Origin of the sequence: Kitasatospora purpeofusca (assembly GCF_034043715.1) — a bacterium.
GTDB classification, from domain to species: Bacteria; Actinomycetota; Actinomycetes; order Streptomycetales; family Streptomycetaceae; genus Kitasatospora; species Kitasatospora purpeofusca_A.
The window spans coordinates 18815-45121 of record NZ_JAXCLC010000023.1; the positions used below are offsets into that span (position 1 = coordinate 18815).

Genomic DNA, 26307 nt, shown 5'->3' on the forward strand with positions numbered 1-26307 from the left:
GCCCGTTTCCGGCCGCTCGGCCCGACGGGCGGCCGGTGCGGCGGCCACCCCGGTGGGATCGGCTTATCCGCAGCAGGTCAGCATCGGTACAGCGACGGGCACAGATGCTTCTTCGAGCATCTTCCCAGGTCAGCGCACCCGTCCGCGGGCCTTGAGGGGGATGTCGGGGAGGGCGGGGGCGTGGAGCCGGGCCCCGTCGTAGCCGTGGACCTCGCCGAAGCGGGTGCCGTTCTCCCAGTCGTTGCGGGCCTGGAGGATCTCCTCGCCGGTGCGGCCGATGAAGTTCCACCACATGACGAGCTTCTCCTCGAAGGGTTCGCCGCCGAGGAGGAGGAGGGTGGCGTCCGTGTCGGCGTGGAGGGGCAGGGTGCGGCGGCCGGTGCCGAGGTAGAGCATGGCGCCGGGGTCGAGGGGGACGGAGTCGACGGTGGTGCGGCCGGACATGGTGAGGACGGCGTACTCGAAGTCGGGGTCCAGGGGGAGGTGGAGGTCGGTGGCGGCGGCGAGGGTGAGGTCGGCGCCGACGAGGGGGGTGTGGGTGGTGCCGGGGGAGGTGGCGCCGTCGAGGGTGCCGAGGATGACGGTGGCGTGCAGGCCGGGGGCGGTGACGGTGGGCAGGTCGGTGTGGTGTTCGAAGGCGGGTTCGCGGTGGCGGTGGGCGTCGGGGAGGGCGACCCACAGCTGGGCGCCGTGCAGCAGGGGGGCGTGGGGGCGGGGGGACTCCTCGGAGTGGGAGATCGCCCGGCCGGAGGTCATCAGCCCCAGCTCGCGGGGGCGCACGGTCCGCAGGCTGCCGAGGCTGTCGCGGTGCAGCACCTCGCCCGCGTGCAGCCAGCTGACCGTCTGCAGCCCCATGTGGGGGTGCGGGGGCACCTGCATGCCCGGCTCGTCCGCGATGTCGTCCGGACCGTAGTGGTCCACGAACGCCCAGGCGCCGACCATCCGGCGTCCCAGGTTGGGGAGCAGCCGGCGTACGACGGTGCTGCCGCCGAGGGCGGTCTCGCGCGGGGCGAGGAGTTCGTGGACGGGGCCGCCCGGGGTGTCGGCGCGACCGCCGCGGGCGGAGGGGCTGGGCACGGTGGCGTCAGGCATGCTGGGCTCCACTGGCGGCGCGCGGGGCGGCCGGGACGATGGGGGTGCCGGCGGAGACGGCCCGGGTGACGGGCGTCCGGTCGGCGATGTCGAGCAGGCGGGCGCGCTGGGCCTCGTCGAGGTCGCCGATCAGGTCGATCCGGCGGGTGATGCGGACGGCCTTCTCCGGGCCCTTCTCGTAGCCGAGGTGGACGCGCACGGTGGTCAGCGGCCACTGCTTGCGCTGGGCGTACATCCGCAGGGTGATCGCGGTGCAGGAGCCGAGGGCGGAGAGCAGCAGGCCGACGGGGGTGGTGGCGGTGTCGGCCCCGCCCGCCGATTCGGGCTCGTCGGCGGAGAGCCGGTGGCGGCCGGAGCGGATGTCGACGCGGTAGTCGTCGGCGGTGCTGGTCGCGACGGCGGCGGCGGAGCGGACGAACTCGGCCGGCTCGGCGGGCTCGACGGACTCGGCGGGCTGGATGGGCTCGGCGGGCTTGACGGGCTCGGTGTCCGGGGCTGCCCCGGTACCCTCGGCGGTCACAGGCCGAACCGCTCGTGCTGGGCGGCCGGGACGAGGTCGTGGTAGTCCGGGTGCTTGGTCAGCCAGCCGCGGATGAAGGGGCAGTACGGCAGTACCGCGAGCCCACGGGCACGGGCGTCGTCGAGCACGGTGCGGGCGAGGATGCCGCCGAGGCCCTGGCCGCCGAATTCCGGGCCGATCTCGGTGTGGATGAAGGCGATCTCGTCATCGTGGCGGAAGTACTCGGCGAAGCCCGCGAGTTCGCCGTCGGCGGTGATCTCGTAGCGGGACTTCTCCGGGTTGTCGGCGACGGAGGTCGTCGTCATGGCGTGCTCCTCGGGGTGGGGCTTCGGCGTCGGAGTTAATTTATCATTCAACTATGTGTCGATCAAGACCGCCGGAGGGAATCCGGCGGTCGGCGCCCCGGGCGGAGCCGTGGCGGAACTCAGGAGAGGGTGACCGGCGGGGGCAGCGGGTGGCAGCCGTCCCAGGACGCCATCTGGCCGGGCGGGCAGGAGACCGGGCGCGGCGGCAGGGTCGGGGCCGGGCGCGGCGGCACTGTCCACTGGCTCGGATCGGGGCCGTCGTCGGGGTCTGCGGGCGGCTTGGGAGCCGTGGGAGCCGTGGGAGGCGCCTTGGGGGGCGCGGGCGGCGCGGGGAGGGCGGGCGGCGCGGGTGCGACAGGGGGCGCGGGAACGGCCGGGACGGACGGGGCGGCGGGCGCGGGCGGCGCGGACTTCGACGGTGCGGCCGGGCGCGGCGAGGCCGGTGTCGCGGGCCGGGTGGCCGGTCGCTCGGCCGTCGGGGTGGCGGAGGGGACCGTGGAGGAGGTCGCCGGCTCCGGGGCGGCCCCGGACGGCGCGGGGGCGGCCGCGGGGGCGGGCGGAGTCTCCGGCGCGGGTGCGGACGGGATCGGCTCGGCGGTCGGGAAAGTGGCCTGGGAAGCGGCCGGGGAAGCGGCCGGGGAAGCGGCCTGGGTCGGGGAACCGCTCGGGGCCGGCTCAGCGGCGTCGGACCCGCTCATCGCCCAGCCCCCCGCGCCGACCAACGCGGCGGCGCACAGGCCCACCGCCACACCGATGACGACCCGTCGTCGTCGCACCGCGCCGCCCCCGGCTGCCTGGTCGTGCTTCCGCAATTCGTCCTGCACCGCGCCCGCCCACTCTGTTCGATCATTGTTCGGAATGCGCGGATGCTAGCAGTGCGTGTGCGCCAGTACTTCTGCGTCCACAGGTGCGTGTCAGTGCGGCTGCGTCAGCCCTGTGGAGTCGGCGCGCCGCTGACGCCCGATCGGCCGCCCCCGGCGCGACGGCCGGCACTGCCCCGCCGCAGGCCCGGCGCGAGCAGCGCGGTGGCGGCCAGCGAGGCGGCGGCGGTGCCCGCCATCGCAGTGGTGGGCGAGGTCAGTTCGGCGAACGCGCCCGCCACCGCCGCACCGACCCCCTGCATCGCCAGCATGCCGGAACCGTGCAGGCCCAGCGCCTGCCCGCTCAGCTCGGGCGGCGTCAGCGCGACCAGCCGCTCCTGGAGCAGCAGCCCCGCCCCGTACCCGACGGTGGCCACCGCGACCAGCGCCGCCGCGACCGGCAGGCCGGGCTCCAGGGCGAACGCCAGGTACGGCGCGGCCAGCAGGACGCACAGCGGCACGGCCACCCCCTCCCGCCGGTGCGCGGGCAGCACCCGGCCGACGAGGACGTCCCCGACCAGCATGCCCAGCGCCCCGACGGCGAACAGCGCGCCCGCCGCGTCCGGGCGGTACGGCACGTAGAGCGCCTCGACACCCACGACCAGCCCGTTCGGCACCCACAGCGCGAGGTACACGCACCGGCGCGGAGCGGAGGACCACAGCCGCGCGTTGGCCCGCCAGGTCGCGGCGACGGACGGCCGCCCGGCGGCCCGGGGCGGGCGCCGACGCAGCCCTGCGCGCGCCGCACCGGCGGACAGCAGGTGCAGGGCGGCGGCCGTGAGCAGCGCGCCGGACGGCGTGAGGGCTGCCACCAGCGCGCCGCCGATCGCGAAGCCACCGATCTGGACCGGACCGGACGCCAGGCCGAGCGCGGAGCGGCCCAGCAGGTAGCCCTCCCGGCTCAGCAGTTCGTGGAGCAGCCCGTAGCGCACCCCGCCGCCCGCCGCGCCCGCCACCCCGAGGGCGAGCAGCACCGGGAACAGCGCGCCGGGCGGCAGGCCGGGCACCGCCTGGACGGCCGTGCCGAGGGCGAGCAGTACGCCGAGGCCGGTCAGCGCGGCGCGCGGCGGGAGCCGGTCGGCGGCGGAGAGCACGGTGGCCGCGCCGAGCAGTTGGGCGAACGCCGGGCCGAACATGGCGAGCGCCGCCAGCAGCGGCGAGTCCGTCCGCCGGAACACCAGCACGCCGAGCGCGAGTCCGGCGACGGTCTGGGCCGCCGTCTGGGCGGCGGAGAACAGGAACAGCGCGGTGAACTCGCGCTCGCGGAACAACTCCCGGTAGGTGCGCATGCGGCGGAGTCTTTCCGGCACGGGCGGCGGCGCGTTAGCTTTTCGCCGGAGTGCGAAAGGTGCGGGAGGGGTGGGTCGGGGCATGGGCCGGTGGCGGGTGGACGCGGACACCCTCGCGGGGAGCCGGTTCCTGCTGTCCCCGCTGGCCGAGACGGTGGCCGCGCTGAAGACCCTCCACCGGGGCACAGGCGCCCACCCCGGCGAGCTGCGGTGGCTGGCGACCGCGCTCCCCCGCTACCGGGAGCGGCTGGCCGCCGACCCGGTCGCCGCCGCGCTGGTCCGGACGGCGCTGGGCCAACACTGGAACGCGACCTTCCTCACCCCGACCCCGGGCGGCGCGGACGGCGGCCCGGACGGCCGCAGCGGTGCAGCCGGGGCGGCGCTGTTCGCCCGGGAACTGGCGGAGGTCCGGGCGACACCCCCGGCCGTCGTCCGCGCCGACCTGGCCGAGACCCTGGGCGCCGCCGACGACTCGGCCCTGCCGCCGCCACTGCTGGGGCCCGAGGATCTCGCCGGGCGCGCCGCCGAGCTGCTGTCCTGGGTGTGGTCGGAGACCGTCGCACCGGACTGGGCGCGCCGCCGCCGGATCATCGAGGCGGACATCCTGGCCCGCACCGCCACCCTCGGCTCGGGCGGCTGGGCGGAGGCGCTGGGCGACCTGCGGCCGGGGATGCGCTGGCTCGGCGGCGACGGCCTGCGGACCGGCGCCGACACCGGCGCCGAAACCGCCGCCGAACCGCGCGAACTCACTGCCGCCGAGCTGCTGTTCGTGCCGGTGACGCCGAAACAGAGCTGGCTCTGCTGGGACATGCCGGCGGTCGACGGGCGGCGCGTGCGGCCCGGGCGCCGGTACGCGGTGGTGTACCCGTGCTCGGGCGTGCTGGCCGACGGGGCCGGACCTCCGGTGCCGAAGGCGCTGGCCGCCCTGCTGGGACCGGGTCGGGCCGAGCTGCTCGTCGTACTCGACACCCCGAAGACCACCAGTCAGCTGGTCGCCCTGACCGGCCTGCCGCTGGGGTCGGTCGGCCGCCACCTGCGGATCCTGCGCGAGGCCGGACTCGTCCTGCGCCGCCGAGCGGGCCGTTCGGTGCTCTACCACCGCACTGCGGCAGGCCGGCTCCTGCTGGACGCGGTACCCGGACCTCAGGTCGACTCCGTCGGCTCGGTCGGCTCGGTCGACTCCTGAGCCCCACCCGCCCCCGTCGTCGGCACGGTCCGCACGGTCCGCACCGGCTGCCGGGGCCCACCGGGGACGTACCGGCGGACGGGCGGCGGGAGCATGGTGAAGGCACCGACGGCCGCACCGGCCAGGGTGGCGAACAGGGCCCAGCCGAAGACCAGGCCCGAGGCCTGCGACCAAGCCGATGTCCGGTGCGCGGCCCACAGGAGGTAGGGCAGTAGCGCCACCACCGCACTCCCCGCCGCGAACGCGGACAGGGTGAGGAGCCGGCGTGCCCCCAGGTTCGGGCCGCGCCGCAGGAACCAGAGCATCGGCAGCAGCCCCACCGTCAACACGCCCGCCGGCAGTACCCCGGGCACCTTCCACAACAGCTCGCCGCCGCACAGCCAGGCGGTGAGCCGGACCCAGAACAGGCAGAGCACCTGACGGAGCAGCAGGAGCGACAGTTCCCGTCGGCGCCCGCCGGGTGCGGTGGAACCCAGCAGCCAGACGGCCGCGACTGCCAGCATGCCCGCGAACCCGGCGGCCACCGCGACGGGCAGCCCCAGGGCCCAATGACGGGGCGGCTCGGGGATGACGAAGGTACTGCGAACGGGATACTGCTGCTGTGTCCACGCGCCGTCGGGCGTCCCGCGCAGCAGTCCGAATTCCGGGTAGTTCGCCAGCACCGCCCAGCCCTCGGGTGCTTCGAGGACAAGCAGCTCGGCGCCGTAGGGGTCCAGGCCGTCGGTCGGCGACGCGGACGGGTAAAGGGTTCCCCTTCCGGTTCCGGTTCCGGTTCCGGAAGGGGAGGATGTCTCGGGAAGGGAGGGCGAGGGTGCCTCCGGGACAGGCATCGGACGCGACGGTCGGCGCCACGGCTTCCCGGGGTCGTGAGCCGTGTGCCAGCTGAACCCGCCGTCCTCACTGGCCTCCACCGGCGAGGTGGCGTCGCGGAGCCGGAAGCACAGCCGGGGCTGGGACTCCACGCACTGGCCGTTCTGCGGCTGGCTACGGTCGGGACGGGGCCGCTCCGAGCGGCTCTGCTTCGTCCGTCTCCAAGTCGCGCCGCCGTCCTCGGTGATCCACCGCTGCTCCGGGATGTCGAGCAGTGTCTGCCCGTCCCTGCTCCACAGCACAGGCCGCTCCGGGCCGGTCCGTGGCGACGGCGAGGTGGCCGCCATCGCCACCACTGCCAGCGGCACGGCGACGGCCGCCGTCCACCGCCAGGACCGCCGGACGGCACCCGAGCGCTTCCACAGCCACCAGGAGACCCCCAGCGCCGGGAGCGCCACCAGGTCGCTCCGGTCGCCCTGGATCCGGCTCGGCACCCCGCTCCACGACCAGACCGCCGAAGCGACCTCGCCGCCCCACGGCCCGGACTTCGCGAAGGCGAACATCGCGCCCGTCGCCGCCAGCCCCGCGATCGCGGGCCGGTCCCCGTGCAACCGCAGCCCCGGAACCAGCGACAGCAACAGGGTCAGCAGCAGCGCCAGGACCACCGGTGACACCAGCATCCACGCCAGGTCGCTGACCTTGCCGGTGACCGCGCCCGGCCACAGCCGTTTCCCCACGTGGTCGTTGAACAGCAGCACCGCCACCGCGGCCAGTGTCCCCGGATGTCCCGCCCAGCGGCCGACCGCCCGCACGGCTCCCCACTCCCCCGCCCCTCGCATGCCCCGCAGCTTCCCCGGCCGGCACCCGCGTACGCCAGGGGCGGGTAACGGTTCGCACTCGACGGGCGCCGCCGGCGGGAGGGCGGACTGCGTCAGAGCACGGCGAGCCGGTCCGCCAGCAGCTCCACCCTGGGCCCGGTGTGCTCCGGCGGCAGCCGCCCCGCGCGGGTCAGGGTGGCCAGCCCGTGCAGGGCGGCCCAGAACGTCTCGGTGAACAGTGCCGGGTCGACCCCCTGCCCGGCGACCTCGGCGAGGCTCTCCAGCAGGGCGGCGAAGGCGTCCTTCAGCGGCGCGGGGGTGTCCTCGCGCGCGAAGGCCAGGCCGCCGTCGAGCTGGAACATGGCGTCGTAGACCGCCGGGTTGTGTTCCGCGAAGTCGAGGTAGGCGCGGGCCAGGGCGACGACCCGGGCGCGGGGGCCGTCCGCGGCCGCAGTGGCGGCCCGCAGCACCGCGGCCATCTCGGTGGCGCCCTCCAGGGCGACGGCGCCGATGATCTCGCGCTTGCCGCGGAAGTGGCTGTAGAGGACGGGCTGGCTGTACTCGATGCGCTCGGCGAGCCGGCGGGTGGTGACCGCGTCCCAGCCCTGCTGCTCGGCGAGTTCGCGGGCCGTGGCCACGATGAGGCGGGCGCGGTCCGCCCGTTCGCGCTGCTTGCGTTCCTGTAGGGACATGACCGGATTCTAGCACCGCTAGACAATCGAGCGGCAGTAGGTCTAGCGTTGCCTCAACAGCTAGCAGCGCTAGATCCCAGGAGGGGTCATCATGCTCAACGCACTTGAGGTCTTCACCACCGTGGTCGTCGGAGTGATGGTGGGTGTGGAGTTCTGCGTCGCCTTCGTCGTCAACCCGATCCTCGGCGCACTGCCCGAGGACGCCGGCCAGCTCGGCCGCGCCCACGGCGGCCGGATGCTCGGCGCCCTGATGCCGGTCTGGTACATCACCTCGGTGGCGCTGAGCGCGGTCTGGGCCGTCGCCGGTCGGCACCACTCCGGAGCCGGCCTGGTCGTCGTCGCCGCCGGCCTGCTGATCCTGAGTGTGCTGATGTCGGTCCTGCTGCTCGTCCCGATCAACAACCGGAGCAAGACGTGGACGCCCGAGAACCGGCCCGCGGACTGGAAGGAGCAGCAGAACCGCTGGGACCGCTACCACTACGCCCGGGTCGCCGTCATCGTCGCCGCCTTCGCCCTGCTGGCCTCGGCCCTCGCCTGAGGCTGCGGGCGTCGGCGTCGGCGTCGGCGACGGCAACGGCAACGGCGCAGGCGCAGGCGCAGGCAGCAGCGCAGGACCCTCCTACGCCTCCTCGGCGGCGCGGCGGGCCGCCTTGACCCGGGCGGCCAGCTCGTCGGCGGGGAGGCGGCGCAGGGTGGTGCCGTGGCGGGCCGCCAGCTCGTCGGCAGGCTCCGGGGAGGACTCGACGACGTCCAGCACCAGCAGGCAGTGGCCGTCCTCCACCTCCTCGCTCAGGACGATCAGGCCGGCACCGCCCGCTTCGTCGCGCCAGGTCTCGGCTGCGTTGCCGAGCGCGGTCCCCGCCACCCAGCCCAGCAGGACGCCGATCGGGCCGCCGAGCAGCCCGGCGAGTCCGCCCGCCACCCCGGCGCCGACCGTCGTCGCGCCCGCACCGCGGACCTGGCTGGCCGGGAAGTCCAGGGTGCCGTCCGCCTCGCGCTCGACGATCGCGGACTGGCGCAGACCTGGCAGGTGCGCGGCCTCGTCGAAGGCGGCGCGGCAGGCGGCACCGTCGGTGAAGTCGAGCAGCAGGACGTGGTGGTTCTCGCTCATGGTCTCGACGGCTCCTCGCTCGGGGCGGGGCGCCGGGGGCGACCGGAGGCCCCTCAGGACAACTCCAGCATGACCCCGGAGCCGAGAAATCACGTGCACTGCTCCGCCGTCCGTGATCAAGACATCAGGTCACCCGGCCGGCGAATTCGACCATCCACACCGATTCAGCAGTACAGCCGGTGAGACGCGTTCCTGGAGCTGTCCGGGGCAGCATGTGTGGCGGGACATCCAGGACGGAGCCCTTAGGAGGAAACGGTTCGGACGACGACCGAGCCGGGATCGTCGTCACCCCCATCACCCCGATCGGGACGAGCTGGAACCGGACCAGGGCCTAAAGCGGCCAGGGCGTCCGGGCATGCCTCGGTTCGGGGCCGGTACGGCCCAAGGAACAGACCGCCGGCCCCGTACCGGTCGATCGTCCGAGCCCGGAAGTTCCCCTCCCCCTCGGAAGGCGGACTCAGTTGGCAGGACTGGTGCGGCGCACGGTCCCCTTGGCGTCCGCCAGCAGGTAGCCGCTGTTGTGGTACTCGTCGGACAAGTAGACCCGCATGCACGCATAGCCGTCGGACCACATGTCGATCAGTAGGTAACGGCTGGTCGGGTTCTTGACGTTGAGGGTCTCGTCGGCCTTCTTCAGCAGGGCCGGGACGGTGTCCCAGTCGTACTGCGCGAGGTCGACCGGCTTGTCCGTGCCCATCGACCCGCCGACGCGCTTGGCGACATTGCCGTTTCGGTAGTCGTACCAGTCGTAGCCTCGGCCGTCGGCCGTGGGGACCTGGGCACTCGCGTACTCCGGGTAGACGGAGAGCCGCTTGACCTTGGTGGTGCCGCTCTGTGCGGTGATCGCGGCGACGACGGTGCGCACGCCGTCCGGGGTGAGCAGGTCCTTGGCGGGCGCGGTGGTCTTCGGTGCGCTCGGCGAGGGCTTCGCCGTGGGGGCGGCGGAGGCGGTCGTGTCCGGGCCGGTGGGCGCGGCGGTCCCGGTCGAGGCCGGGGGGCCGCCCGGGTCGGCCGGCGCGTTCGTCCCCTTGGGGGCGGAGCCCGCGCCGGTGGTGCCGCCGGTTCCGCTCGAACCACTACCGTCCGGCCAGAGGGTCCAGGTGAGCACGCTCGTCAGAGCCACCCCGGCGACGGCGAGGGTGACGGTGGCGCCGGTGCGGCGACGGGCGGGCGACGGCGGGGGTACGGCCGGGCCGGTGGCGCCCAGGTACTGGGTGCCGGTGCTGCCGAAGTGCCCTCCGTCGGTGGCGGGTTCGCCCTCGCGGCCGGGCTGCGGGGTGTCGTAGGCGGGGTTCGGCGTACCGAAGGCGGGCTGCGGGGCGGCGTAATCGGTGTGCGGCGTACCGAAGACGGGGTTCGGCGTACCGAAACCGGCGGTGGACTCCGGGCCGGCCGGCGGGCGGGCGGAGTCCAGGAAGGTGGGCTGCCAGGACGGCTGCCCCGCCCCGCCGGGGCCGGCGCCCGCCTCGGCGGCGGCGAGGGCCCGGTCGAGCTGCGCGGCGTCGGGCCGCGCCGCCGGGTTGCGGGCCAGTACGGCGGCCAGCACCGGCCCCAGCCGGCCCGAGCGGGTCGGCGGCGGCAGCGGCTCGTCCAGGACGGCGGCGAGGGTGGCCAGTGTGGTGCCGCGGCGCAGCGGGTGGTGCCCCTCGACGGCGACGTAGAGCAGCATGCCGAGCGACCACAGGTCGGAGGACGGGTTGCCCTCCTCGCCGCGTATCCGCTCCGGGGCGATGTACTCGGGCGAGCCGATCAGCGCGCCGGTGGCGGTGAGCGCGGTGTTGGCGTCCTGCATCGCGGCGATGCCGAAGTCCGTGAGGACGGGCGTGCCGTCGGTGCGCAGCAGCACGTTGCCGGGCTTGACGTCGCGGTGCTGGATGCCGGCCGCGTGGGCGGCGCAGAGCGCGGAGAGCACCCCTCGGCCGATCCGGGCGGCCTCCGGGACGGTGAGCGGGCCGCGGGCGATCCGGTCGGCGAGGCTGCCGCCGCTCACCAACTCCATGACCAGCCAGGGGTGGGGGTGGTCGGGGGTGTCGACGATGTGGTGGATCACCGCGACGTGCGGGTGCTGGAGGCGGGCGAGCGCGCGGGCCTCGCGCAGGACCCGCTCGCGCAGCTCGTGGGCGGCCCTGGGGTCGGCCGCGGCCATCGCCGGGTCCGGCGGGCGGACCTCCTTGAGCGCGACCTCGCGGTGCAGCATGGTGTCACGGGCACGCCAGACCAGGCCCATTCCGCCGCCACCGAGGCGTTCCAGCAGTTCGAAGCGGTTGTCGATGAGCCGTGTCTCCGGCCCCCCAGTGTTCATGGCCGCCATCGTAGGGGCCTGCGGGCCGCGCGGGCCGACCGGCCGGGGCGACCGAACGGTCCGTGGACGCCCGGTCCTTGTCCGATCCGGACCTGAGCCGAAACCGAGCCGAAACTGAGCCGGACTTGAGCGGGAAACGTGGGAGTGCGCGCAGCGGGACGTGGCGGCAGGGCAGGACCCGGAGCGCACCGGCGCGGCGGTGGTTGCACCCGCCCGGGCGAGCCGGAGCGGCCTTCCGGGTGGCCCTGGGCGTGCGTGGTCGGCTGCCGCCGGATCGGCTCGTTGTGCCCGGTATGCCTGCACACCTCGGAAGGGTCAGCTGGACCACGCTCTCCCTTCTGGTTCTCGTCCTCCCGTCGATGGGCGCCGGGACCGACCAACCTCCGCCGCCGGAGCGGCGCGCCGGGCCGCCGCCGAACGCTCCGCGCGGCTGGGTGGTCACGGTGAACGCCGCCAATGTGCGGCGCGAGCATTCGGTGGACGGCGCGGTGCTGGGCCTCGCGCACTGCGGGGAGCGGGTGGAGATCGTCGACACCTGGATCTCCCCGCTCGGGACGCGCTGGAGCCGGGTCGTCGTGATGCACGCCGGGCTGACCGGGTGGGTGCTCTGGCCGCTGCTGGGCCACCCGGCCCCGCCGGGGCACCGCGCCGCGGTGTGTCCGACTCACCCGCCGGGCGGGGAACGGTGAGCGGTGGGCGGGGTGGACGGTGGGAAGGGGGCGAACCCCGGGATCCGGGGAGGGGGACGGGCGTGCGGGGCGCGGAAGGCGGACGGACGCGGGTGCGCCGCGTCGCCGTGCTCCCGGCCCGACGGGGCGGACCGGGAGCGGGCGTTCCGCACCGGACCGGGGCGGGTAGGGGCCGCCGGAACACCCGGCACAGCCAGGCAGGCACCGTGGACGGACGGAGACGACCGATTGACGTGCGCGCAAGCGGAGCGGAAGGACCGACCGGGGGCGGCGGCCCGGTGGACGGGTTCGTGCGGCCGGTCCTCGGCCCCGGGCGGCGGCCGGAGGGCGCCCCCTGAGGCCCGGTCCGGTCCTTCCGCCCCGGTCCCGTTGATCCCCCTCGCCCAAGGAGACCTCCAGGTGCACCGTTCGTCCCGTCCCCTGCCCCCGACCGGGACTCCCGGCGCGGATCCGTCCGTCGCCGGTGTGTCCGACCCCGGCGAATCCACGTCCGCCACCCCGGACCCCGACGTGCCCGCTACCGCTGTCCCCGTTACCGCTGTCCCCGTCGCCGGCGCGCTCGTGGCCGACACGCTCGGCCGGGTCCTGCTGCTGCGCCGCCCGGACGGCCGCTGGGAGCTGCCCTCCGTCGCCGTGCGCCCGGGCGAGGACCCGGCGCGGGGCGCCGTCCGGGCGCTGGCCGAGAGCTGCGGGGTGGCCGGGGTGGCGGGGCGCCCGGTCGGGGTGTTCGAGGACTCCACGGAGTCGACGCTGCGGCATGTGTACGCGCTGTCGGCGCGCGTGCCCGGCGCGCTGGACCGGCTCACGCTCCCCCGGCACAGCACGCACGCCTGGTTCTTCACGGACAACCTGCCGGGCGTCACCCCCGAGACGGTGCGGTTCCTGCGCGCCCACGGCCCCGCGCGGCCGCATCTGCCGCGCAGCCAGTGGCTGGCCACCACCCCGCGCTCGTGGCTCTGTACGGCCGCCGTGGTGACCGCCCCGGACGGGCGGCTGCTGATGGTCAAGCCCCGGGTCCGGGAACCGGACCGGCGGCCCCGGGCCGGGGCGGGGGCCTGGAACTTCCCCGGGGGTGTGCTCGACACCCATGAGGACTCGCCGACCGGGGCGGCCCGCGAGTTGCGCGAGGAGACCGGGCTCGACCGGCCGGCCGGGCCGCTGCTGGCGGTGTTCTGGCGGCACCCCGAGCCGGGGGCGGACCACCCGGTCGTCCAGTTCTTCCACGACTTCGGCACGGCCGACCCCGAGACCGTCCGGCTCTGCTGCCCCGACGGGGAGATCACCGACTGGGCCTGGTTCCACCCCGACGGCGGGGAGTTGGAGGCCGCGGCCGGCGCCGACCGTGCGGACCGGGCCCGGCAGGCCCTGGCCGCCCGCGCCTCGGGTCGCGCCGTCGCCGGCACCTCGCCCGGCCCGGAGCCGACGACGAGCCCGGAACCGGCCACGAGCCCGGAGCCCACCGCCGACTGAGCCGGACGGCCCGCCGCCCCCGAAAGTCCCGGCAGGCCCCGCCGACCCACCACCCGGCCGAGCACGGCCACGGCGGCCTGCCCGAGCGGGCAGCCGCCGGGGCAGCCCGGGACCTGGCCTGCCGTACATGTGCCAAAAGCCGCCAACTCCCGCCCGGAACAGCAGTTTTGGCTTCACCGCCTGCATAGATCCGACCCCGCCCGGCACTGCGGCCACCGTCCGATCGGCCGCCACCGTCCCCAGCGGCCGCTGACGCAGGGCACGCGCCGCGAAGCCGCCCCGACACCTACCCGCCCCGACGCCGTCCCGTCCCGAGGCCCCGGTCGACGCGCACCCTGCGCGCCGGCCGGGGCCGCCGGCACGGGCGCGGCACGTCGGGACCGCGCCGGGGACCCGGACCGGGCCTGCGGGCACGGCGGTTCAGGAGTCGATGCGGCCGAGGCTGCGGGTCATCCGCTCGACGATGTCGGTGGGCGGCCAGGGGAAGCCGGGGAGGTCGGCGCGAAGGGTGACCTGGCCGTGCAGCGCCGTCCAGATGCCCACCGCGTCGGCGAAGGGGTCGGTGCTGGACGAGCGGCCCGCGCCCACGCAGGCTTCGAGGTTCTCGACGAGGATCTGGAACGCGTCCAGGCCCTGCCGGCTGCCGGGGGTCTCGGCGACCGGGGCTTCCGGCCGGGGATGGGCCCGGACGAAGAGGACGCGGTAGCGCGCGGGTTCGCGGACGCCGAAGTCCACGTAGGCGGCGCAGCCCGCGAGCAGCGAATCGACCGGGTCCTCGTGCGCCGCGACGGCGGTGGTGATCGCCCGGTGGAGCTGCGCGACCGCCTCGAGGACGACCGCTTCGACGATCGCGTCCCGGTCGGGGAAGTGCGCGTAGATCGAGGGGGCGGCGATGCCGACCTCGCGGGCGACGGAGCGCAGGGTCACGGCCTGGTCGGAGCCGGTGCGCACGATCAGGGCGGTGGCCGCGCGGACGATCTCCTCCCGCAGGAGCAGGCCCTGCCCGCGCCGGTTCCGCGGCCGGGGGGAGGCGTCCTCGCCCTGGTCCGCAGGGTCGTCGGCGGGGTGGTCGGTAGCTGCGGGGGCCTTCGTCATGGCCGCAACTTTACAGGTGTTAGCCGATCGCTGTAGCGTCCCGCCCAGCAAGCTAACACTCGTAAGCTTACGAGCATGAGGACATGGGGAGACCATGCGCAACGAGGACCTGCCCGACCCCGAGTCGGGCCACCCGCGCCGAAAGCCCGCCCTGGTGGCGCTCTGCCTGGCCCTGGTCGTCACCACCATCGACAACACCGTGCTCAACACGGCCCTGCCCGCGCTCGCCGAGGCACTGCCCGCCTCCACCGCCGACCTCCAGTGGATCAACAACGCCTACACCCTGGCGTTCGCCGCGATGCTGATCACCGCCGGCAGCCTGGGCTCCCGGTTCGGGCACCGCCGCACCCTGACCGGGGGCCTGGCTGTGCTGGCCCTGGCCTCCTCGGCCGCCGCCCTGTCCGACTCGACCGGGCAACTCGTCGCGTTCCGCGCGCTGATGGGCCTGGGCGCCGCATTCGTCATGCCCGCCACCCTCTCGATCATCGTGGCGCTGTTCGGCCCCCGGGAGCGCGGCACAGCGATAGCCGTCTGGTCCGCGACCGCCGGGATCGGCATCGTGGTCGGCCCGGTCACCGGCGGGCTGCTGCTCGACCACTTCGCCTGGGGCAGCACCTTCTGGATCAATGTGCCGCTGGTCGCCCTCGCTCTCGTCTCCGTCCTGCTGCTCGTCCCGGCCCTGCCGGGCCGCCGGACCGGCCGGCTCGACCTCCCCGGCCTGCTGCTCTCGGCCGCCGGGCTGGCCGCGCTGGTGGACGCCGTCGTCCAGGGCCCGGAACGCGGCTGGCTGACGGCCACCACCCTGGCCGAGGCCGCCGCCGCGGCCGTCCTGCTGACCGCCTTCACCCTCTGGGAGCTGCGCACCGCCCACCCGATGGTCGACGTCCGCCTGTTCGCCGACCGGACGTTCAGCGCCGCCGGCGGCATCCTCGGCATCACCTTCTTCGCACTGTTCGGCATGCTCTTCGGCTTTACCCAGTACCTCCAACTCGTGCATGGCTACAGCCCGTTCAAGGCCGGGCTCGGCGCGCTGCCGTTCGCGCTCTCGATGGCGGCCACCGCCGGCACCAGCGACCGCACCTCCGCCCGCTTCGGCCCCTGGAACACCGTCGCGGCCGGACTCGCCGTCATGGCCGCCGGACTCGGCGCCCTCTCCCTGATCACCGTCACCACCCCTTACGCCGTGCTCGCCCTCGCCATGGGGGTGGTGGGCGCGGGAATGGGCCTGGTCATGGCGCCGGCCAGCACGCTGACCGTGGCCGCCGTACCGCCCGCGAAGGCGCCCATGGCGAGCTCGGTGAACAGCGTGGTGCGCGAACTGGGCGGGGCCCTGGGGATCGCGGTGGTCGGCACCGTCGTCTCCGCCTCCTACCGGTCGCAGCTGGCCACCGCCCTGCCGGACGTGCCCGCCCCGGCCGGCGCGGACCTGCCCTCCGCGCACCTGGTCGCCGCCGCACTGCCCCCGGGCCCGGCCGACCGGCTGGTCGCCGCCGCGAACGAAGCCTTCACCATCGCGTTCGACCACGGCACGCAACTCTGCGCCCTGGTAGCCCTGTTGGGCGTCTCGGCGGCCCTCGGCCGACGCCGCCGGCAGCAGCCCGCCGCGCCGAGCCAGGGCGCGGCTCCCGACCCGGCACCCGGGCGACAGGGCTCGCCCGACCGGGAGGAGACACCCACGCCCTCCCCCTGCCGATAGCTCCCTCACCAACGTCGCAGGTCGTCGTGCCACAGGCGGTCGTTCCACAGGCGGTCGTTCCACAGGTCGTCATGCCGGTGGCCTACCCCCCGGCCCCGGGCCGCCATACCCGGTCCACTCGAAAGTGTGCTCCATGAGTAGCGCACCCGAGGGCGGGTAGCGTCACCGGCCGTGGAGGACTTCCCGCCGGTCCTGCCGGTCCTGCCGGTCCGATGGCCCCCGGCCGTCGAGGCGGTCGGCCGTCGAGGCGGTCGGTGCCCGTTCGACTGCCCGGAAGTCTCTACTTCGCCCCGGACTCGCGGGTCCGGGGCGGCGGCACGGCGTTCCACCACCCGCAGGGGCCGGGCCGCCGCCGGAGCCAGGTGTGCCTCGGCACCCTGGACGACCTCCCGGCGCTGACCCCGACCGCCCGGTGGGCGTTCGCCGAGGCCGAACCGAACGCCCCGCGCGCCCGCCACCTGCGTACCATCGCCACCGGACCGGCCGAGGAGCACGGCTGGTCCGCACGCCGGACGGCCGTCCGTCCGACCACCCGGCCGGGCGCGGCCGACCACCGGACGGTCGAGTCCCTGAGCTCCGCGCCGGCCCCGCCCACCGGAGGATCCGCCTCCGCGACGGGTTCCGGCCGCAGTTGTCATGACCATCCGTCATCATCGGGTGTGTATCGGCCAATTCGGTAGGCAAACGGCAGTTCGATGACGGATGATCGGCACGCGGGCCGCTCCGACCGGGCGGTGCCGGGCGAATGAACGGGGGCAGGGACGACATGGAGGCGATGCGGGTCTTCGCGCTGGTGGCGGCGACGGTCACCACCGGGCTGACCGCCGGACTGTTCTACACCTACGCCTGCTCGGTGACGCCGGGGCTCGGCAGTACCGGGGACTTCATGGTCGCCCAGGTGATGCAGCGGCTCAACGTGGCGATCCTCAACGGGTGGTTCCTGGTGGGGTTCGTCGGGGCGCTGGTGTTCACGGGCGTGGCCGTCGTGCTGCACCTTCCGAGCGACGGCCGCCGGGTGCTGCCGGCGGCGGTCGGCGCGCTGGTCTGCTACACCGCTTCCCTGGTGGTGACCAGGATGGTGAATCTCCCGCTGAACCAGGCGCTGGCGCAGCAGGCCGACGAGCTCGGCCGGGCCCGGGAGTTGAGCCGGACCGCGGATCTCGGCCGGGCCGGGCAGTCGGTGCGGATGTGCGGGTCGTTCCGCGCCAAGTTGGTGCGGTGGAACGCGGCGCGGGCGCTGCTGTCCACGGCGGCCCTCGGCTTCCTCTGCTGGGCGCTGGTGCTGCACTGCCACATGCGGCCGAACTGACGGACGGGGCGGCGTAGTTGCCGCACAGCACCCGCGCCGCACCGGCCGCCGACCGTTCAGCCGGCCGACGGATCAGCCCGCCGCCAACACCACCGTGGTCGGGCCCCCGGCCGACGGCGCCGCCGTGGACGACGGCTCGGCCGGGGTGTCGCCCGCCGCGTCCCCCGCCGCTCCCGTTTCAGCGCCGCCCGGCACAGCGCCCGCCTCGGCGGAGGCCGCCAGCCGACGGTGCTCCTGCGGGGTCAGTCCGCGGACGCGCTTGAACGCGGTGCTCAGCGCGAACGCGTCGCCGTACCCGACCCGGCGGGCCACCGCCGCGACGGTCAGCCCCGGGTCGCGCAGCAGGTCCGCCGCCACCGCCAGCCGCCAGTTCGCCAGGTACGCCATCGGCGGCTCGCCGACCAGCGCGGTGAACCGCCGGGCCAGCCCCGCCCGGGAGACCCCGACCTCGGTGGCGAGCGCCGCCACCGTCCACGGCCGGGCCGGATCGTCGTGCAGCAGCCGCAGTGCCGGGCCCACCACCTCGTCCGCCTGGGCGCGCAGCCAGCCGGGCGCCTCACCGTCCGGGGCGGCGAGCCAGCTCCGCAGCACCCCGACCACCAGCAGGTCCAGCAGCCGGTCCAGCACCACCTCCTGGCCCGGCTCGGCGCGGGTGACCTCGGTGGCGAGCAGCCGGACCAGGGTGTCCTCGGTGGTGTCCACCCCGGCGGGCCGCACGAGCAGTGTGGGCAGGTGGCCCAGCAGCCGGCGGCCGATCTCGTGCTCCGCCAGGTAGGTGCCGGACAGCATGACCGAGGGGCGCTCGTCGTCCGGCCGGGCATCGCCCCAGGTCCGCACGCCCAGCGCCATCGAGGTGGCGACACTGGCGCCGTCCCGGGAGCAGATCTGCCCGGGCCCGATCAGGATGTCCGGCTCGCTCCGCGGGTGGTCGGCGACCGTGTAGGCCTGCGGCCCGCGCAGCAGGGCGAGGTCCCCCGGCCGCACCAGGACCGGTTCCGCGCCGTCGGGCAGGATCCAGGCCGCACCGTCCAGCATGGTGATCAGCGACAGCGGCGCGCGGTCCTCGATCCGCAGGGCCCAGGGCGTGCTGAGGACGGAGCGCAGCAGGAACGCGCCACGGGCCTTGGGGCCGTCGAGCAGCCCGGTCAGGGTGTCCATGAGGGGACAGCCTAGACGCGGCGGTGACGCGGCTGCCGCCGACGTCGGCCGGGCCGGGCGCGGGTGACGGGCGGTCAGCGGTCTGCGGGCGGTCCACCGGCCCCCGGCCGACGAGCCCCCGGCAGCCGGGCCCGCAGCAGGAGGGCCCGCAGCAGGAGGGTCCGCAGCAGGAGGGCCCACGGCAGCCAGGCCCACGGCGTGAGGGCCCGCCGCCGCCTGGTCCCCGGTCAACGGGCCCCCGGGCGGCGGTGCAGCAGCAGCGCGCGGGTGAGGGCGACGGCGGCGGCCGTGCAGAGCACCGTGCGGGCGAGGTTGGCCGTCGTCCAGGTCGGCTCGAAGGCGGCGCGGACGGCGGCGAGATCCGGGACGGCGGCGGGGTCACCGGCTGCGGCGAGCCGGTCGTTGAGCGGGACGTTGACGGTGGAGGTGAGGACGAGGGCGGCGAGGTAGAGCAGGGTCGCCACCGCTGTCCAGAGGGTGGCGGCGCGCTGCCCGGAGCGGTGCAGCAGCCAGGTGCCGACGGCCGGCACCGCGAGCGCGCCGACGAAAACGGCCCCGAAGACCGGGTTGAGGACGGACGCGTTGATGTGCTGCATCGCGGTCACGAAGGTGCGGTCGTCGCCGGCGGCGAGGCCGGGCATGACGGCGACGTCGAAGGCGAAGAAGAGGCCGGCCATCAGGCCGGTCGCGGCGGTGGCGGTGGCCAGCACCGGGCCGACGGCGCGGGAGACGGTGGTGGTCGCGGCGGCGAGGTCACGGACGGGGGCGGCGCCGAGGGCGGCGGACATGGCGGGCTCCGGAGGCTGTCGAAGAGGGTGGCAAGGGTGGCAAGGGTGTCGGCGGTGTCGGCGGTGTCGAGGGGCATGACGAGGGGTGGAGCGCGGTCCGGGGATCGCGGCGGGGCGGGATCCCCGGACCGGAAGAAGCAGGAGGCCGGCCCAGGAGGGCTCAGACGTTCCAGACACCGGACGCCGCCGTGGCACGGGCGTAGTCCGCGAAGTCGCGCGGCGGCCGACCGAGCGCGCGCCGAACGCCGTCCGCCAGACGGGCGTTGCGGCCGTCCAGGACCAGCGAGAACAGGTCGGCGAACTCGCCCGGCAGGCCGAGGGTGGCCAGCACCGCGCGGTACTCGTCCAGGGAGACCGCCGTGAACCGGATCTCGCGCCCGGTGGCCGCCGACAGTTCGGCGGCCACGTCCGCGAAGGAGAGCAGGCGCGGGCCGGTCAGCTCGTAGACCTCGCCGTCGTGGCCCTCCTCGGTCAGCGCCGCCGCGGCGACGTCCGCGATGTCCTCGACGTCGACGAACGGCTCGACGGCGGCCCCGGTCGGCAGTACCAGTTCCCCGGCGAGCACCGGATCCAGGAAGAAGCTCTCGGAGAAGTTCTGGTCGAACCAGGCGCAGCGGACCACGGTCCAGCCGGTGCCGGCTTCGGCGACCGCCGCCTCGGCGGCCTGCGCCGCCTCCTCGCCGCGCCCCGAGAGCAGGACCAGGCGGCCGACGCCCGCCTTGGCGGCCCGCTGGGCGAAGGCGCCGACGGTCTCCACGGCGCCGGGGAAGGCGAGGTCGGGGTAGTAGGCCAGATAGGCGGCGGTGACGCCCTCCAGAGCGGCGTCCCAGGTGGTCTCGTCCGCCCAGTCGAACGGGATCGGTGCGGTGCGCGAACCGATCCGGGCGGTGTGGCCGAGGGCGGTGAGGCGCTCGGCCACCCGCCGGCCGGTCTTGCCGGTCCCGCCGGTGACCAGCACGGTCCGGACGGCGGCGGGGGTGGTCGTGGCGGCGGGCTGCTGGTTGCTCTTCGTGTTCTCGTTCATGGGCATCAGTCAACTCCGCCCGCCACCGCGCCGACATGGTCCTCGCGCTCAGCCGCATGTGTAGGCGTCTACGGCGCCGCGACGGCATCCGCGCCCTGCGGACACCGGACCCCCGACGACACCAGCGCCCTGCGGACACCGGACCCCCGACGACACCAGCGCCGTGCGGACACCGGACCGCGGCGGCCGGGCCGCCGCGGTCCGACCGCCCGTGCGGCTACGGCGTCCCGAGCATCGGCCGGACGGCCGTCACCACCGTGGCGTCGAGGTCCTCGTCGTAGCCGAGGGCGGCGGTGAGCCCGGCCGCCGCGACCACCCCGAGGGCCGTCCCGGCCTGCTGCTCGCTGGTCTCGAACAGCAGCGCACCGCCCGGGGCCAGCCAGTACGGGGCCTCGGCGGCGACCCGGCGCAGCACGTCGAGGCCGTCGGCGCCGCCGTCCAGGGCCGGCCGGGCCTCGTGCACCCGGGCCTCGGCCGGGAGGAAATCGATGTCGGCGGTGGGCACGTAGGGGACGTTGGCGAGCAGCACGTCCACCCGGCCGCGCAGGCCGGTCGGCAGGGCGTCGAAGAGGTCGCCCTCGAACACCTCGGCACCGGGGGCGGCGGACCCGGCCAGGTTGCGGCGCGCGCAGCGGACGGCGGCCGGGTCGAGGTCGGCCGCGCACAGCCGGACGGGGTGGCCGGCCTCGGCGGCGAGCGCCGCGCCGAGGGCGCCGCTGCCGCAGCACAGATCGACGACCAGCGCCTGCTCGCGCGCGAGGGCGGCGGCGGTACGGACCAGGAACTCGCTGCGCCGGCGGGGGACGAACACCCCGGGGTCGACGGCGATCCGCAGACCGGCGAACTCGGCCCAGCCGACGACGTGTTCGAGCGGACGGCCGGCGGCGCGGTCACGGATCATGGCGGCCAGCCGGGCGGGGGTGTCGGCGGCGGAGAGCAGGACGCGCGCCTCGTCCTCGGCGAAGACGCAGCCGGCGGCGCGCAGCCTGGCGGTCACGGACGAGCGGAGGGAGGCAGACGGGTGGACAGGCAAGGGAACCCCTCGGAGCACAGGTGGGAGGACATCGTCCGACCCGGGGCTCTCCGCGCACATCTCGCCGGACGGCGGACGCTCCCACGCGGTACGACCGGCTTCAGGGCCTGGCGTGCACCTGCGTGAGGGCGCCGTGGTCACGGCCGGGGAGCACCCGATCCGGCACAGCGGTCATGGGTTCTCACCTCCCCGTTCTTCGCGTTTCCTCTGCGGCGTCCGTCACCCTACCGCACCCGGCCCGGCCCCGGGTGCGGTCCGCCGACGGGCCGCGACGGGCCGCGACGGGCCACGACGGGCGGCGACGGGCCGCACCCCGGGGTACCCGAGGAGCGGCCCCGGGGTCCGGGCCGTCAGGCGCGGCCGAGCACGAAGGCGCGCAGGTCGTCGTTGAGGCGGCCCGCGTGGGTCGCGAACAGTCCGTGGCCCGCGTCCTCGTACACATGGAGTTCCGCCCCCGGGACGAGGGCCGCCGCGCGGCGGCCCGTGAGGGCCAGGGGCGCGGAGGCATCGGCCGATCCGTGGACGACGAGGACCGGGCAGTCGATCTTCACCAGCTCGGGGACGAGGTTGAGGGAGGGCAGGATCTCCCCCAGGGCGGTGGCGGCGCGGGCCGTCGCCCCGTGGCAGCGGTCCACCATGTGCGCGACGTAGGCGTCCGACACCTGCGGGCCGGGCAGGTGGCGGGCGAAGAAGGCGTCGGCGCCGTCGGCGAAGAACTTCGCCCGGTCCTGCCGGAAGGTCTCGTTGAAACTGTGGATCAGCTCGGGGTCCAGTCCCTGCGGGTGGTCCGCGGAGCGGGCCGGCCCGGGGGCGATTCCGCCGACGAGGACCGCGCGCGCCACCCGCTCGGTGCCGCGCAGGGTCAGGTAACGGACCGCCTCGACCGTGCCGAACGAATGCCCGACCAGGGTGACCTCGCGCAGGTCCAGATGATCGAGCAGTGCGCCGAGGTCCCCGGCGAGGGTGTCGAGGTCGAAGCCGTCCCAGACGTCCTCGGACCTGCCGTGCCCCCTGCGGTCGAATCCCACGCACCGGAAGCCTTCGGCCGCCAGCGGCAGCATCTGGTACTCCCACATCTCGGTGCCGAAGTAGGAGCCGGCGACGAAGACGACGACGGGGCCGTCCGAGGGGCCGTAGTCGACGAAGTGGAGGCGGGTGCGATCGGTGGCGGACTCGAAGTACGGCATGGCGGGTGCTCCTTGAGTGACTGGCCGGCGGGTACGGGGGGTTGTCACTGATGGAGTTCCAGGGCGATCTGCGGCGACAGCGCGCGCAGGAAGTCGTCGGCGGAGAACATCCGGCCCGCGGAGGCGACGCCGACCGCGTGGACGCGGCCGTCGAGGACGCGGCCGAGGGCTTCCACGACGAGGGGCGCGGTGACGGCGTAGATGTCCTTCCCCCGCGCGACGGCGCGTCGTTCGGTGTCGCCCGACCGCACGACGGCGTCGATGACGAAGGTCTGGTCGGACCGGCCGCTCTCGTCGGCGGCGGTGGGCGCGGGGGTGTCGGGCGACACGACGTCGCCGGCCGCCTCGACCGTCATGTACGTGGTCACGTCCGGGATGGACAGGTGGCTGGGGATGGTCACCACGTCGGCCATGGTGAACTCGCCGATCACCTGACGTGACCCCAGCGGCTCCGGGAAGGACCAGTCCAGGACGGGCGGGGCATCGGTGCGGTGCTCCCACTGGCCGCCGGTGTAGCGAAGGCGGTAGTCGCCGCGCCGCTCCCGGGAGACCGCGCCGGACAGACGCGTGCCGGCGGTGGGGTGCCAGTGGCTCAGCCCGTAGGCGACGTGCGCCGAGTCGGCCTCCTTCCAGTCACCCATCGCCGCCGTGACCAGCAGGTCGCCCAGCCCGCCGAAGAAGGCCATCGCCGGGACGACGAGCGCTCCCGCTTCGCGCGCCCGGTCGGCGAAGTGCGCGAAGGTGTCGAGGTTGGCCTCGATCTCGGCCGCGACGTCCAGGTACGGAATCCGGGCCCGCAGGGCGGCCTCGATGACGGGCGCCGTCGTGGAGGCGAACGGGCCGGCGCAGTTGATCACGGCCGACGTACCGGCCAGGGCCCGGTCGAGCGAGGCCGGGTCGTCGGCCGACGCCACCCGGACGTCCAGGCCGGCCTCGTGCCCCATCGCCGCCAGCTTGTCGGCGTCACGGCCGGACAGTACGGGGACGTACCCGCGAGCGATCAGCTCTGCCACGACGAACCGTCCGGTGTGCCCGTACGCACCGAAAACCGCCACCTGCCGGCCAGACCCCATGATGTGCTCCCCGTACTCGACCGATCCGCGGTTGCTCCGCCGTGATCCGGTATGAACATCCTGACGGGAAAACAGCACCTGGCGTGAGCGTCTGGAACGACACGCGTCATACACTTTCGGACATGCACACCGTCGCACTGGCCGTCACCGACGGCATGCTGCACTACGAGCTGTCCATGGCGATCGAGGTGTTCGGCTCGGACCTCACCCACCTCGTGGACCCCTGGTACGACTTCTCCCTCTGCGGGCCGGGCGCCGTGCGGGTCGGCCGCTTCGGCCTGGAGATGGACCACGGCCTCGACCACCTTCCGCACGCCGACACCGTGATCGTCCCCGGCTGGGCCGACACGGACGTGGACCCGCCCGCGGAACTCCTCGACGCGGTCCGCGCGGCCCACACGGCGGGCGCCCGCGTGGCCTCGCTGTGCACCGGGGCGTTCGTCCTGGCTGCCGCCGGCCTGCTGGACGGCAGGCGTGCCACCACGCACTGGGCGCACACGGACGAGCTCGCCCGACGCCACCCCGACGTCACGGTGGACCCGGACGTCCTCTACGTCGACAACGGCGACGTGCTCACCTCCGCCGGCAAGGCCGCCGCCATGGACCTGTGCCTGCATCTCGTCCGCACCGACCACGGCTCCGCGAACGCCAACACGATCGCCCGCCGGCTGGTGGTGCCGCCGCACCGCGACGGCGGGCAGGCCCAGTTCATCTCCACCCCGGTTCCCGCACCCGGCAACCACCCCCTCGCCGAACTCTTCCCCTGGGTCCTCCAGCGCCTTGACGAGCCGCTCACCGTGGAAGTCCTCGCCAAGCAGGCCCGGATGAGTTCGCGCCACCTGGGCCGCCACTTCAGGTCACTCACCGGAACGACGCCGCTGCAGTGGCTCCACGCCCAGCGAATCCGCCACGCCCGGGAACTCCTGGAGACCACCGACGCCACCATCGACACCGTCGCCGCCGCCACCGGGATGGGCACCTCCACCACCCTGCGCCGCCATTTCCACCGCACCGTCGGTGTCCCCCCGGACACCTACCGCCGCACCTTCCGCTCCCACCACCAGCCGCCATCCGGCCCCTGACCCGACAGCGGCAGGTGACGCCACGCCACTGAGGGCCGGCTCGACCGGTTGCGGACCGGGGCCGCGAGCCGGTCGGCCCCGCGCGGGCGCTCGCGCCCCCGTGGGACCGGCCGCGCCGCATGCGGCGGCGCCGTCCGCCCCGGCCCGTACGGGCGGGGCGGACGGCGCCGTCGGTGGTGCCGCTGTCGGTGCGTGGCCGTCAGAAGCGGCGGCCCGCCTCGCGCTCGGCCTTCTCCAGCTGGTCGATGCGGCGCTGGATCGCGTCGGCCTGCGAACGGGCCTTGGCGGCCTCGGCGTGCGCGCCGTAGTGGTCCAGGGTGGCGGCCTTCTGGCGCAGGTCGGAGACCTGCTGGCGCAGCTGGTTGATGTTCACGGTGATCGAACCGGCCGCCGCGGGCTGAGCGGTGGCGACCTGGGCCACAGTGGCCAGGCCACCGCCGGCCAGAACGGCGGTCAGGACGAGGGCGGGAAAGCGTCGACGCATGGTGATTCCTTACGGTCGTGCGAGGTTCACTGACGGGACATCAAGCGATAACCCGTCAGTAACATCATGACATGATCTTGAACCTCGGTCTCAACCGGCCCACCCACCGACGCCCCGCAACGGACCGCCCCGCAACGGACCGCGCCTCAGCGGGTCGTGGCCGCACCGGCCTCCGGCTGGACGGCGCAGACCGCACTCGCGGTCGAGCCTGTGAAACCGAGGAAGCCGCCGAGCATCTGGCGGCAGACGGCGGCCTCCTTGGCGTTGTGCGGGCCCTCGGCGGCGGCCGGCTGCGCGGTGGCGAGCGGCAGTGCGAGCAGCGGGGCGGCGAACAGCAGGACGGAGCCGACGGCCCGGGCGGCGGACTTGACGAAGGTCAGGCCGGGAGTCAAGGCGGGAGTCAGGGCGAGGGTCATGGCGAACCCCTTTCGGGTGGCGATGGGACGAGCCATTGACTACCGGACCCGTCGCCCCGGGCGGCGGACACTGCGCCGTTGGTGAGCGTGTCCCGGACAAGGGGCGGGCCCACCGCTCACCGGGGCGCCCACCGCTCACCGCCCCCAAGGGGGGCCCGCCCGGAGGGCAGGACGGGCCTCAGCCCATGGACTTGGCGCCGTCCAGCGACTCGCGCAGGATGTCGGCGTGACCCGCGTGCTGCGCGGTCTCGGCGATCACGTGGAGCAGCACCCGGCGGGCGGACCAGCGGACGCCGGCCTCGAACCACGGGGCCGCCGGCAGCGGGTGCGAGACGTCGAGGTCGGGCAGGACGGCGATCAGCTCGTCCGTGCGGCGGGCCGTCTCGGCGTAGTCGGCGAGCACGCCCGCGAGCGTCTCGCCGGGCAGCAGCTTGAAATCGTCCGCGCGGCTGTCGAGGTCGTCCTGGGTCATGTTCGCGAAGTCGGGCATCGCGGAGGGGCCTTCGAGGATGAAGTCCACCCAGGTGCGCTCACAGGTCGTCACGTGCTTGATGAGACCCCCCAGGCACAGTTCGCCGGCGGTGGTCCGGCGCGCGGCCTGCTCGTCCGTCAGGTCCCGGGTGGTGTACCGCAGGAAGTGGCGCTGCTTGGTGATCTGGTCCAGCAGGTCGGCGCGCTCGCCGGTGGCCGCGACGGTGGGGGTGGTGGCCGTGGTGCCGTTCATGGTGCTCCGCCTTCGTGGTTGCCGTGGTGCGTCGGGCCGTTTCGTCCGACGTGGACCACGATAGGAGCCGTCTAGGTCAGATGATGACCTAGAT

26 protein-coding genes are annotated in these 26307 nt (G+C 75.0%); 7 read left to right on the plus strand and 19 right to left on the minus strand.

What is annotated here, in order from left to right; genetic code table 11:
• Positions 1–129: 129 nt before the first annotated feature.
• From SM793_RS14210 to SM793_RS14230, 5 genes are all read right to left on the minus strand, one after another.
• On the minus strand, positions 130–1092 hold the full coding sequence (locus tag SM793_RS14210) for a pirin family protein (RefSeq protein ID WP_320438526.1): 963 nt from the start codon (positions 1090–1092) through the stop codon (positions 130–132).
• Positions 1085–1612: an OsmC family protein gene (locus SM793_RS14215; protein WP_320438527.1), complete on the minus strand. Its 528-nt coding sequence runs from the start codon at positions 1610–1612 to the stop codon at positions 1085–1087. Before SM793_RS14215 ends, SM793_RS14210 begins: the two co-directional genes overlap by 8 nt.
• Complete coding sequence (locus SM793_RS14220; protein WP_320438528.1) at positions 1609–1968, minus strand: GNAT family N-acetyltransferase; 360 nt, start codon at positions 1966–1968, stop codon at positions 1609–1611. The genes SM793_RS14215 and SM793_RS14220 overlap by 4 nt, the downstream gene beginning before the upstream one ends.
• A gap of 68 nt (positions 1969–2036) precedes the next feature.
• Positions 2037–2741, minus strand: a complete 705-nt coding sequence (locus tag SM793_RS14225; RefSeq protein WP_320438529.1) for a hypothetical protein — start codon at positions 2739–2741, stop codon at positions 2037–2039.
• 104 nt (positions 2742–2845) lie between these two features.
• Entirely contained in the window at positions 2846–4066 is a 1221-nt protein-coding gene (locus tag SM793_RS14230; protein ID WP_320438530.1) for an MFS transporter, read from the minus strand.
• Between the two features lie 82 nt (positions 4067–4148).
• On the opposite strand from SM793_RS14230, the gene SM793_RS14235 reads away from it, so the two are divergent.
• Entirely contained in the window at positions 4149–5252 is a 1104-nt protein-coding gene (locus SM793_RS14235) for a winged helix-turn-helix domain-containing protein (protein WP_320438597.1), read from the plus strand.
• On the opposite strand, the gene SM793_RS14240 is transcribed toward SM793_RS14235, so the two are convergent.
• A complete protein-coding gene (locus tag SM793_RS14240; RefSeq protein ID WP_320438531.1) occupies positions 5210–6901 on the minus strand; it encodes a hypothetical protein in 1692 nt (563 codons plus the stop codon). The genes SM793_RS14235 and SM793_RS14240 overlap by 43 nt on opposite strands.
• Positions 6902–6993: 92 nt before the next feature.
• Positions 6994–7572 carry a TetR/AcrR family transcriptional regulator gene (locus SM793_RS14245; RefSeq protein ID WP_320438532.1) on the minus strand — a complete coding sequence of 193 codons (579 nt, stop codon included), beginning with the start codon at positions 7570–7572 and terminating at the stop codon, positions 6994–6996.
• Between the two features lie 91 nt (positions 7573–7663).
• Between SM793_RS14245 and SM793_RS14250 the strand changes: the two genes are divergently transcribed.
• A complete protein-coding gene (locus SM793_RS14250) occupies positions 7664–8110 on the plus strand; it encodes a DUF1772 domain-containing protein (protein ID WP_320438533.1) in 447 nt (148 codons plus the stop codon).
• 81 nt (positions 8111–8191) lie between these two features.
• Here SM793_RS14250 and SM793_RS14255 read toward each other — a convergent pair whose 3' ends face one another.
• Both SM793_RS14255 and SM793_RS14260 read right to left on the minus strand, forming a co-directional pair.
• Positions 8192–8683 (minus strand): hypothetical protein, encoded by a 492-nt coding sequence (locus tag SM793_RS14255; RefSeq protein WP_030392999.1) that lies wholly within the window; start codon positions 8681–8683, stop codon positions 8192–8194.
• Positions 8684–9140: 457 nt separating this feature from the next.
• Positions 9141–10985 (minus strand): serine/threonine-protein kinase, encoded by a 1845-nt coding sequence (locus tag SM793_RS14260; RefSeq protein WP_320438534.1) that lies wholly within the window; start codon positions 10983–10985, stop codon positions 9141–9143.
• A 293-nt stretch (positions 10986–11278) separates the two neighbouring features.
• On the opposite strand from SM793_RS14260, the gene SM793_RS14265 reads away from it, so the two are divergent.
• Together SM793_RS14265 and SM793_RS14270 are read left to right on the plus strand one after the other, a co-directional pair.
• Positions 11279–11674: an SH3 domain-containing protein gene (locus tag SM793_RS14265; protein WP_320438535.1), complete on the plus strand. Its 396-nt coding sequence runs from the start codon at positions 11279–11281 to the stop codon at positions 11672–11674.
• A gap of 510 nt (positions 11675–12184) precedes the next feature.
• A complete protein-coding gene (locus SM793_RS14270) occupies positions 12185–13144 on the plus strand; it encodes an NUDIX hydrolase (RefSeq protein WP_320438536.1) in 960 nt (319 codons plus the stop codon).
• A 420-nt stretch (positions 13145–13564) separates the two neighbouring features.
• Here the strand turns inward: SM793_RS14270 and SM793_RS14275 are convergent, their stop codons facing one another.
• Positions 13565–14239 (minus strand): TetR/AcrR family transcriptional regulator, encoded by a 675-nt coding sequence (locus SM793_RS14275; protein WP_320438537.1) that lies wholly within the window; start codon positions 14237–14239, stop codon positions 13565–13567.
• Between the two features lie 94 nt (positions 14240–14333).
• Between SM793_RS14275 and SM793_RS14280 the strand changes: the two genes are divergently transcribed.
• Positions 14334–15935, plus strand: a complete 1602-nt coding sequence (locus tag SM793_RS14280) for an MFS transporter (protein WP_320438538.1) — start codon at positions 14334–14336, stop codon at positions 15933–15935.
• Positions 15936–16680: 745 nt separating this feature from the next.
• Entirely contained in the window at positions 16681–17244 is a 564-nt protein-coding gene (locus SM793_RS14285) for a DUF1772 domain-containing protein (RefSeq protein ID WP_320438539.1), read from the plus strand.
• Between the two features lie 72 nt (positions 17245–17316).
• On the opposite strand, the gene SM793_RS14290 is transcribed toward SM793_RS14285, so the two are convergent.
• The 6 genes from SM793_RS14290 to SM793_RS14315 form a co-directional block, all read right to left on the minus strand.
• Positions 17317–18402, minus strand: coding sequence for an AraC family transcriptional regulator (locus tag SM793_RS14290; RefSeq protein ID WP_320438540.1), 1086 nt, complete (start codon positions 18400–18402; stop codon positions 17317–17319).
• 227 nt (positions 18403–18629) lie between these two features.
• Positions 18630–19190: a DUF1772 domain-containing protein gene (locus tag SM793_RS14295; RefSeq protein ID WP_320438541.1), complete on the minus strand. Its 561-nt coding sequence runs from the start codon at positions 19188–19190 to the stop codon at positions 18630–18632.
• A 160-nt stretch (positions 19191–19350) separates the two neighbouring features.
• Positions 19351–20214, minus strand: coding sequence for an NmrA family transcriptional regulator (locus SM793_RS14300; protein ID WP_320438542.1), 864 nt, complete (start codon positions 20212–20214; stop codon positions 19351–19353).
• 217 nt (positions 20215–20431) lie between these two features.
• A complete protein-coding gene (locus tag SM793_RS14305; RefSeq protein ID WP_413815956.1) occupies positions 20432–21247 on the minus strand; it encodes a putative protein N(5)-glutamine methyltransferase in 816 nt (271 codons plus the stop codon).
• 350 nt (positions 21248–21597) lie between these two features.
• Positions 21598–22434, minus strand: coding sequence for an alpha/beta hydrolase (locus tag SM793_RS14310; RefSeq protein WP_320438544.1), 837 nt, complete (start codon positions 22432–22434; stop codon positions 21598–21600).
• A 44-nt stretch (positions 22435–22478) separates the two neighbouring features.
• Positions 22479–23507 (minus strand): saccharopine dehydrogenase family protein, encoded by a 1029-nt coding sequence (locus SM793_RS14315; RefSeq protein WP_320438545.1) that lies wholly within the window; start codon positions 23505–23507, stop codon positions 22479–22481.
• 122 nt (positions 23508–23629) lie between these two features.
• Between SM793_RS14315 and SM793_RS14320 the strand changes: the two genes are divergently transcribed.
• Complete coding sequence (locus tag SM793_RS14320) at positions 23630–24589, plus strand: helix-turn-helix domain-containing protein (protein WP_320438546.1); 960 nt, start codon at positions 23630–23632, stop codon at positions 24587–24589.
• 199 nt (positions 24590–24788) lie between these two features.
• Here the strand turns inward: SM793_RS14320 and SM793_RS14325 are convergent, their stop codons facing one another.
• From SM793_RS14325 to SM793_RS14335, 3 genes are all read right to left on the minus strand, one after another.
• On the minus strand, positions 24789–25073 hold the full coding sequence (locus tag SM793_RS14325; RefSeq protein ID WP_320438547.1) for a hypothetical protein: 285 nt from the start codon (positions 25071–25073) through the stop codon (positions 24789–24791).
• 146 nt (positions 25074–25219) lie between these two features.
• Positions 25220–25489, minus strand: coding sequence for a hypothetical protein (locus SM793_RS14330; RefSeq protein ID WP_320438548.1), 270 nt, complete (start codon positions 25487–25489; stop codon positions 25220–25222).
• A gap of 178 nt (positions 25490–25667) precedes the next feature.
• Entirely contained in the window at positions 25668–26213 is a 546-nt protein-coding gene (locus tag SM793_RS14335; protein WP_320438549.1) for a DinB family protein, read from the minus strand.
• Positions 26214–26307: the final 94 nt, after the last annotated feature.

Coding starts and splice junctions, on each gene's coding strand:
- SM793_RS14320 (WP_320438546.1), top strand. CDS start 23,630: ATGCACACCGTCGCACTGGCCGTCACCGACGGCATGCTGCACTACGAG.
- SM793_RS14275 (WP_320438537.1), bottom strand. CDS start 14,239: ATGACGAAGGCCCCCGCAGCTACCGACCACCCCGCCGACGACCCTGCG.
- SM793_RS14210 (WP_320438526.1), bottom strand. CDS start 1,092: ATGCCTGACGCCACCGTGCCCAGCCCCTCCGCCCGCGGCGGTCGCGCC.
- SM793_RS14245 (WP_320438532.1), bottom strand. CDS start 7,572: ATGTCCCTACAGGAACGCAAGCAGCGCGAACGGGCGGACCGCGCCCGC.
- SM793_RS14295 (WP_320438541.1), bottom strand. CDS start 19,190: ATGTCCGCCGCCCTCGGCGCCGCCCCCGTCCGTGACCTCGCCGCCGCG.
- SM793_RS14255 (WP_030392999.1), bottom strand. CDS start 8,683: ATGAGCGAGAACCACCACGTCCTGCTGCTCGACTTCACCGACGGTGCC.
- SM793_RS14310 (WP_320438544.1), bottom strand. CDS start 22,434: ATGCCGTACTTCGAGTCCGCCACCGATCGCACCCGCCTCCACTTCGTC.
- SM793_RS14315 (WP_320438545.1), bottom strand. CDS start 23,507: ATGGGGTCTGGCCGGCAGGTGGCGGTTTTCGGTGCGTACGGGCACACC.
- SM793_RS14290 (WP_320438540.1), bottom strand. CDS start 18,402: ATGGACACCCTGACCGGGCTGCTCGACGGCCCCAAGGCCCGTGGCGCG.
- SM793_RS14330 (WP_320438548.1), bottom strand. CDS start 25,489: ATGACCCTCGCCCTGACTCCCGCCTTGACTCCCGGCCTGACCTTCGTC.
- SM793_RS14265 (WP_320438535.1), top strand. CDS start 11,279: ATGCCTGCACACCTCGGAAGGGTCAGCTGGACCACGCTCTCCCTTCTG.
- SM793_RS14325 (WP_320438547.1), bottom strand. CDS start 25,073: ATGCGTCGACGCTTTCCCGCCCTCGTCCTGACCGCCGTTCTGGCCGGC.
- SM793_RS14235 (WP_320438597.1), top strand. CDS start 4,149: ATGGGCCGGTGGCGGGTGGACGCGGACACCCTCGCGGGGAGCCGGTTC.
- SM793_RS14300 (WP_320438542.1), bottom strand. CDS start 20,214: ATGAACGAGAACACGAAGAGCAACCAGCAGCCCGCCGCCACGACCACC.
- SM793_RS14285 (WP_320438539.1), top strand. CDS start 16,681: ATGAACGGGGGCAGGGACGACATGGAGGCGATGCGGGTCTTCGCGCTG.
- SM793_RS14335 (WP_320438549.1), bottom strand. CDS start 26,213: ATGAACGGCACCACGGCCACCACCCCCACCGTCGCGGCCACCGGCGAG.
- SM793_RS14260 (WP_320438534.1), bottom strand. CDS start 10,985: ATGAACACTGGGGGGCCGGAGACACGGCTCATCGACAACCGCTTCGAA.
- SM793_RS14230 (WP_320438530.1), bottom strand. CDS start 4,066: ATGCGCACCTACCGGGAGTTGTTCCGCGAGCGCGAGTTCACCGCGCTG.
- SM793_RS14250 (WP_320438533.1), top strand. CDS start 7,664: ATGCTCAACGCACTTGAGGTCTTCACCACCGTGGTCGTCGGAGTGATG.
- SM793_RS14280 (WP_320438538.1), top strand. CDS start 14,334: ATGCGCAACGAGGACCTGCCCGACCCCGAGTCGGGCCACCCGCGCCGA.
- SM793_RS14240 (WP_320438531.1), bottom strand. CDS start 6,901: ATGCGAGGGGCGGGGGAGTGGGGAGCCGTGCGGGCGGTCGGCCGCTGG.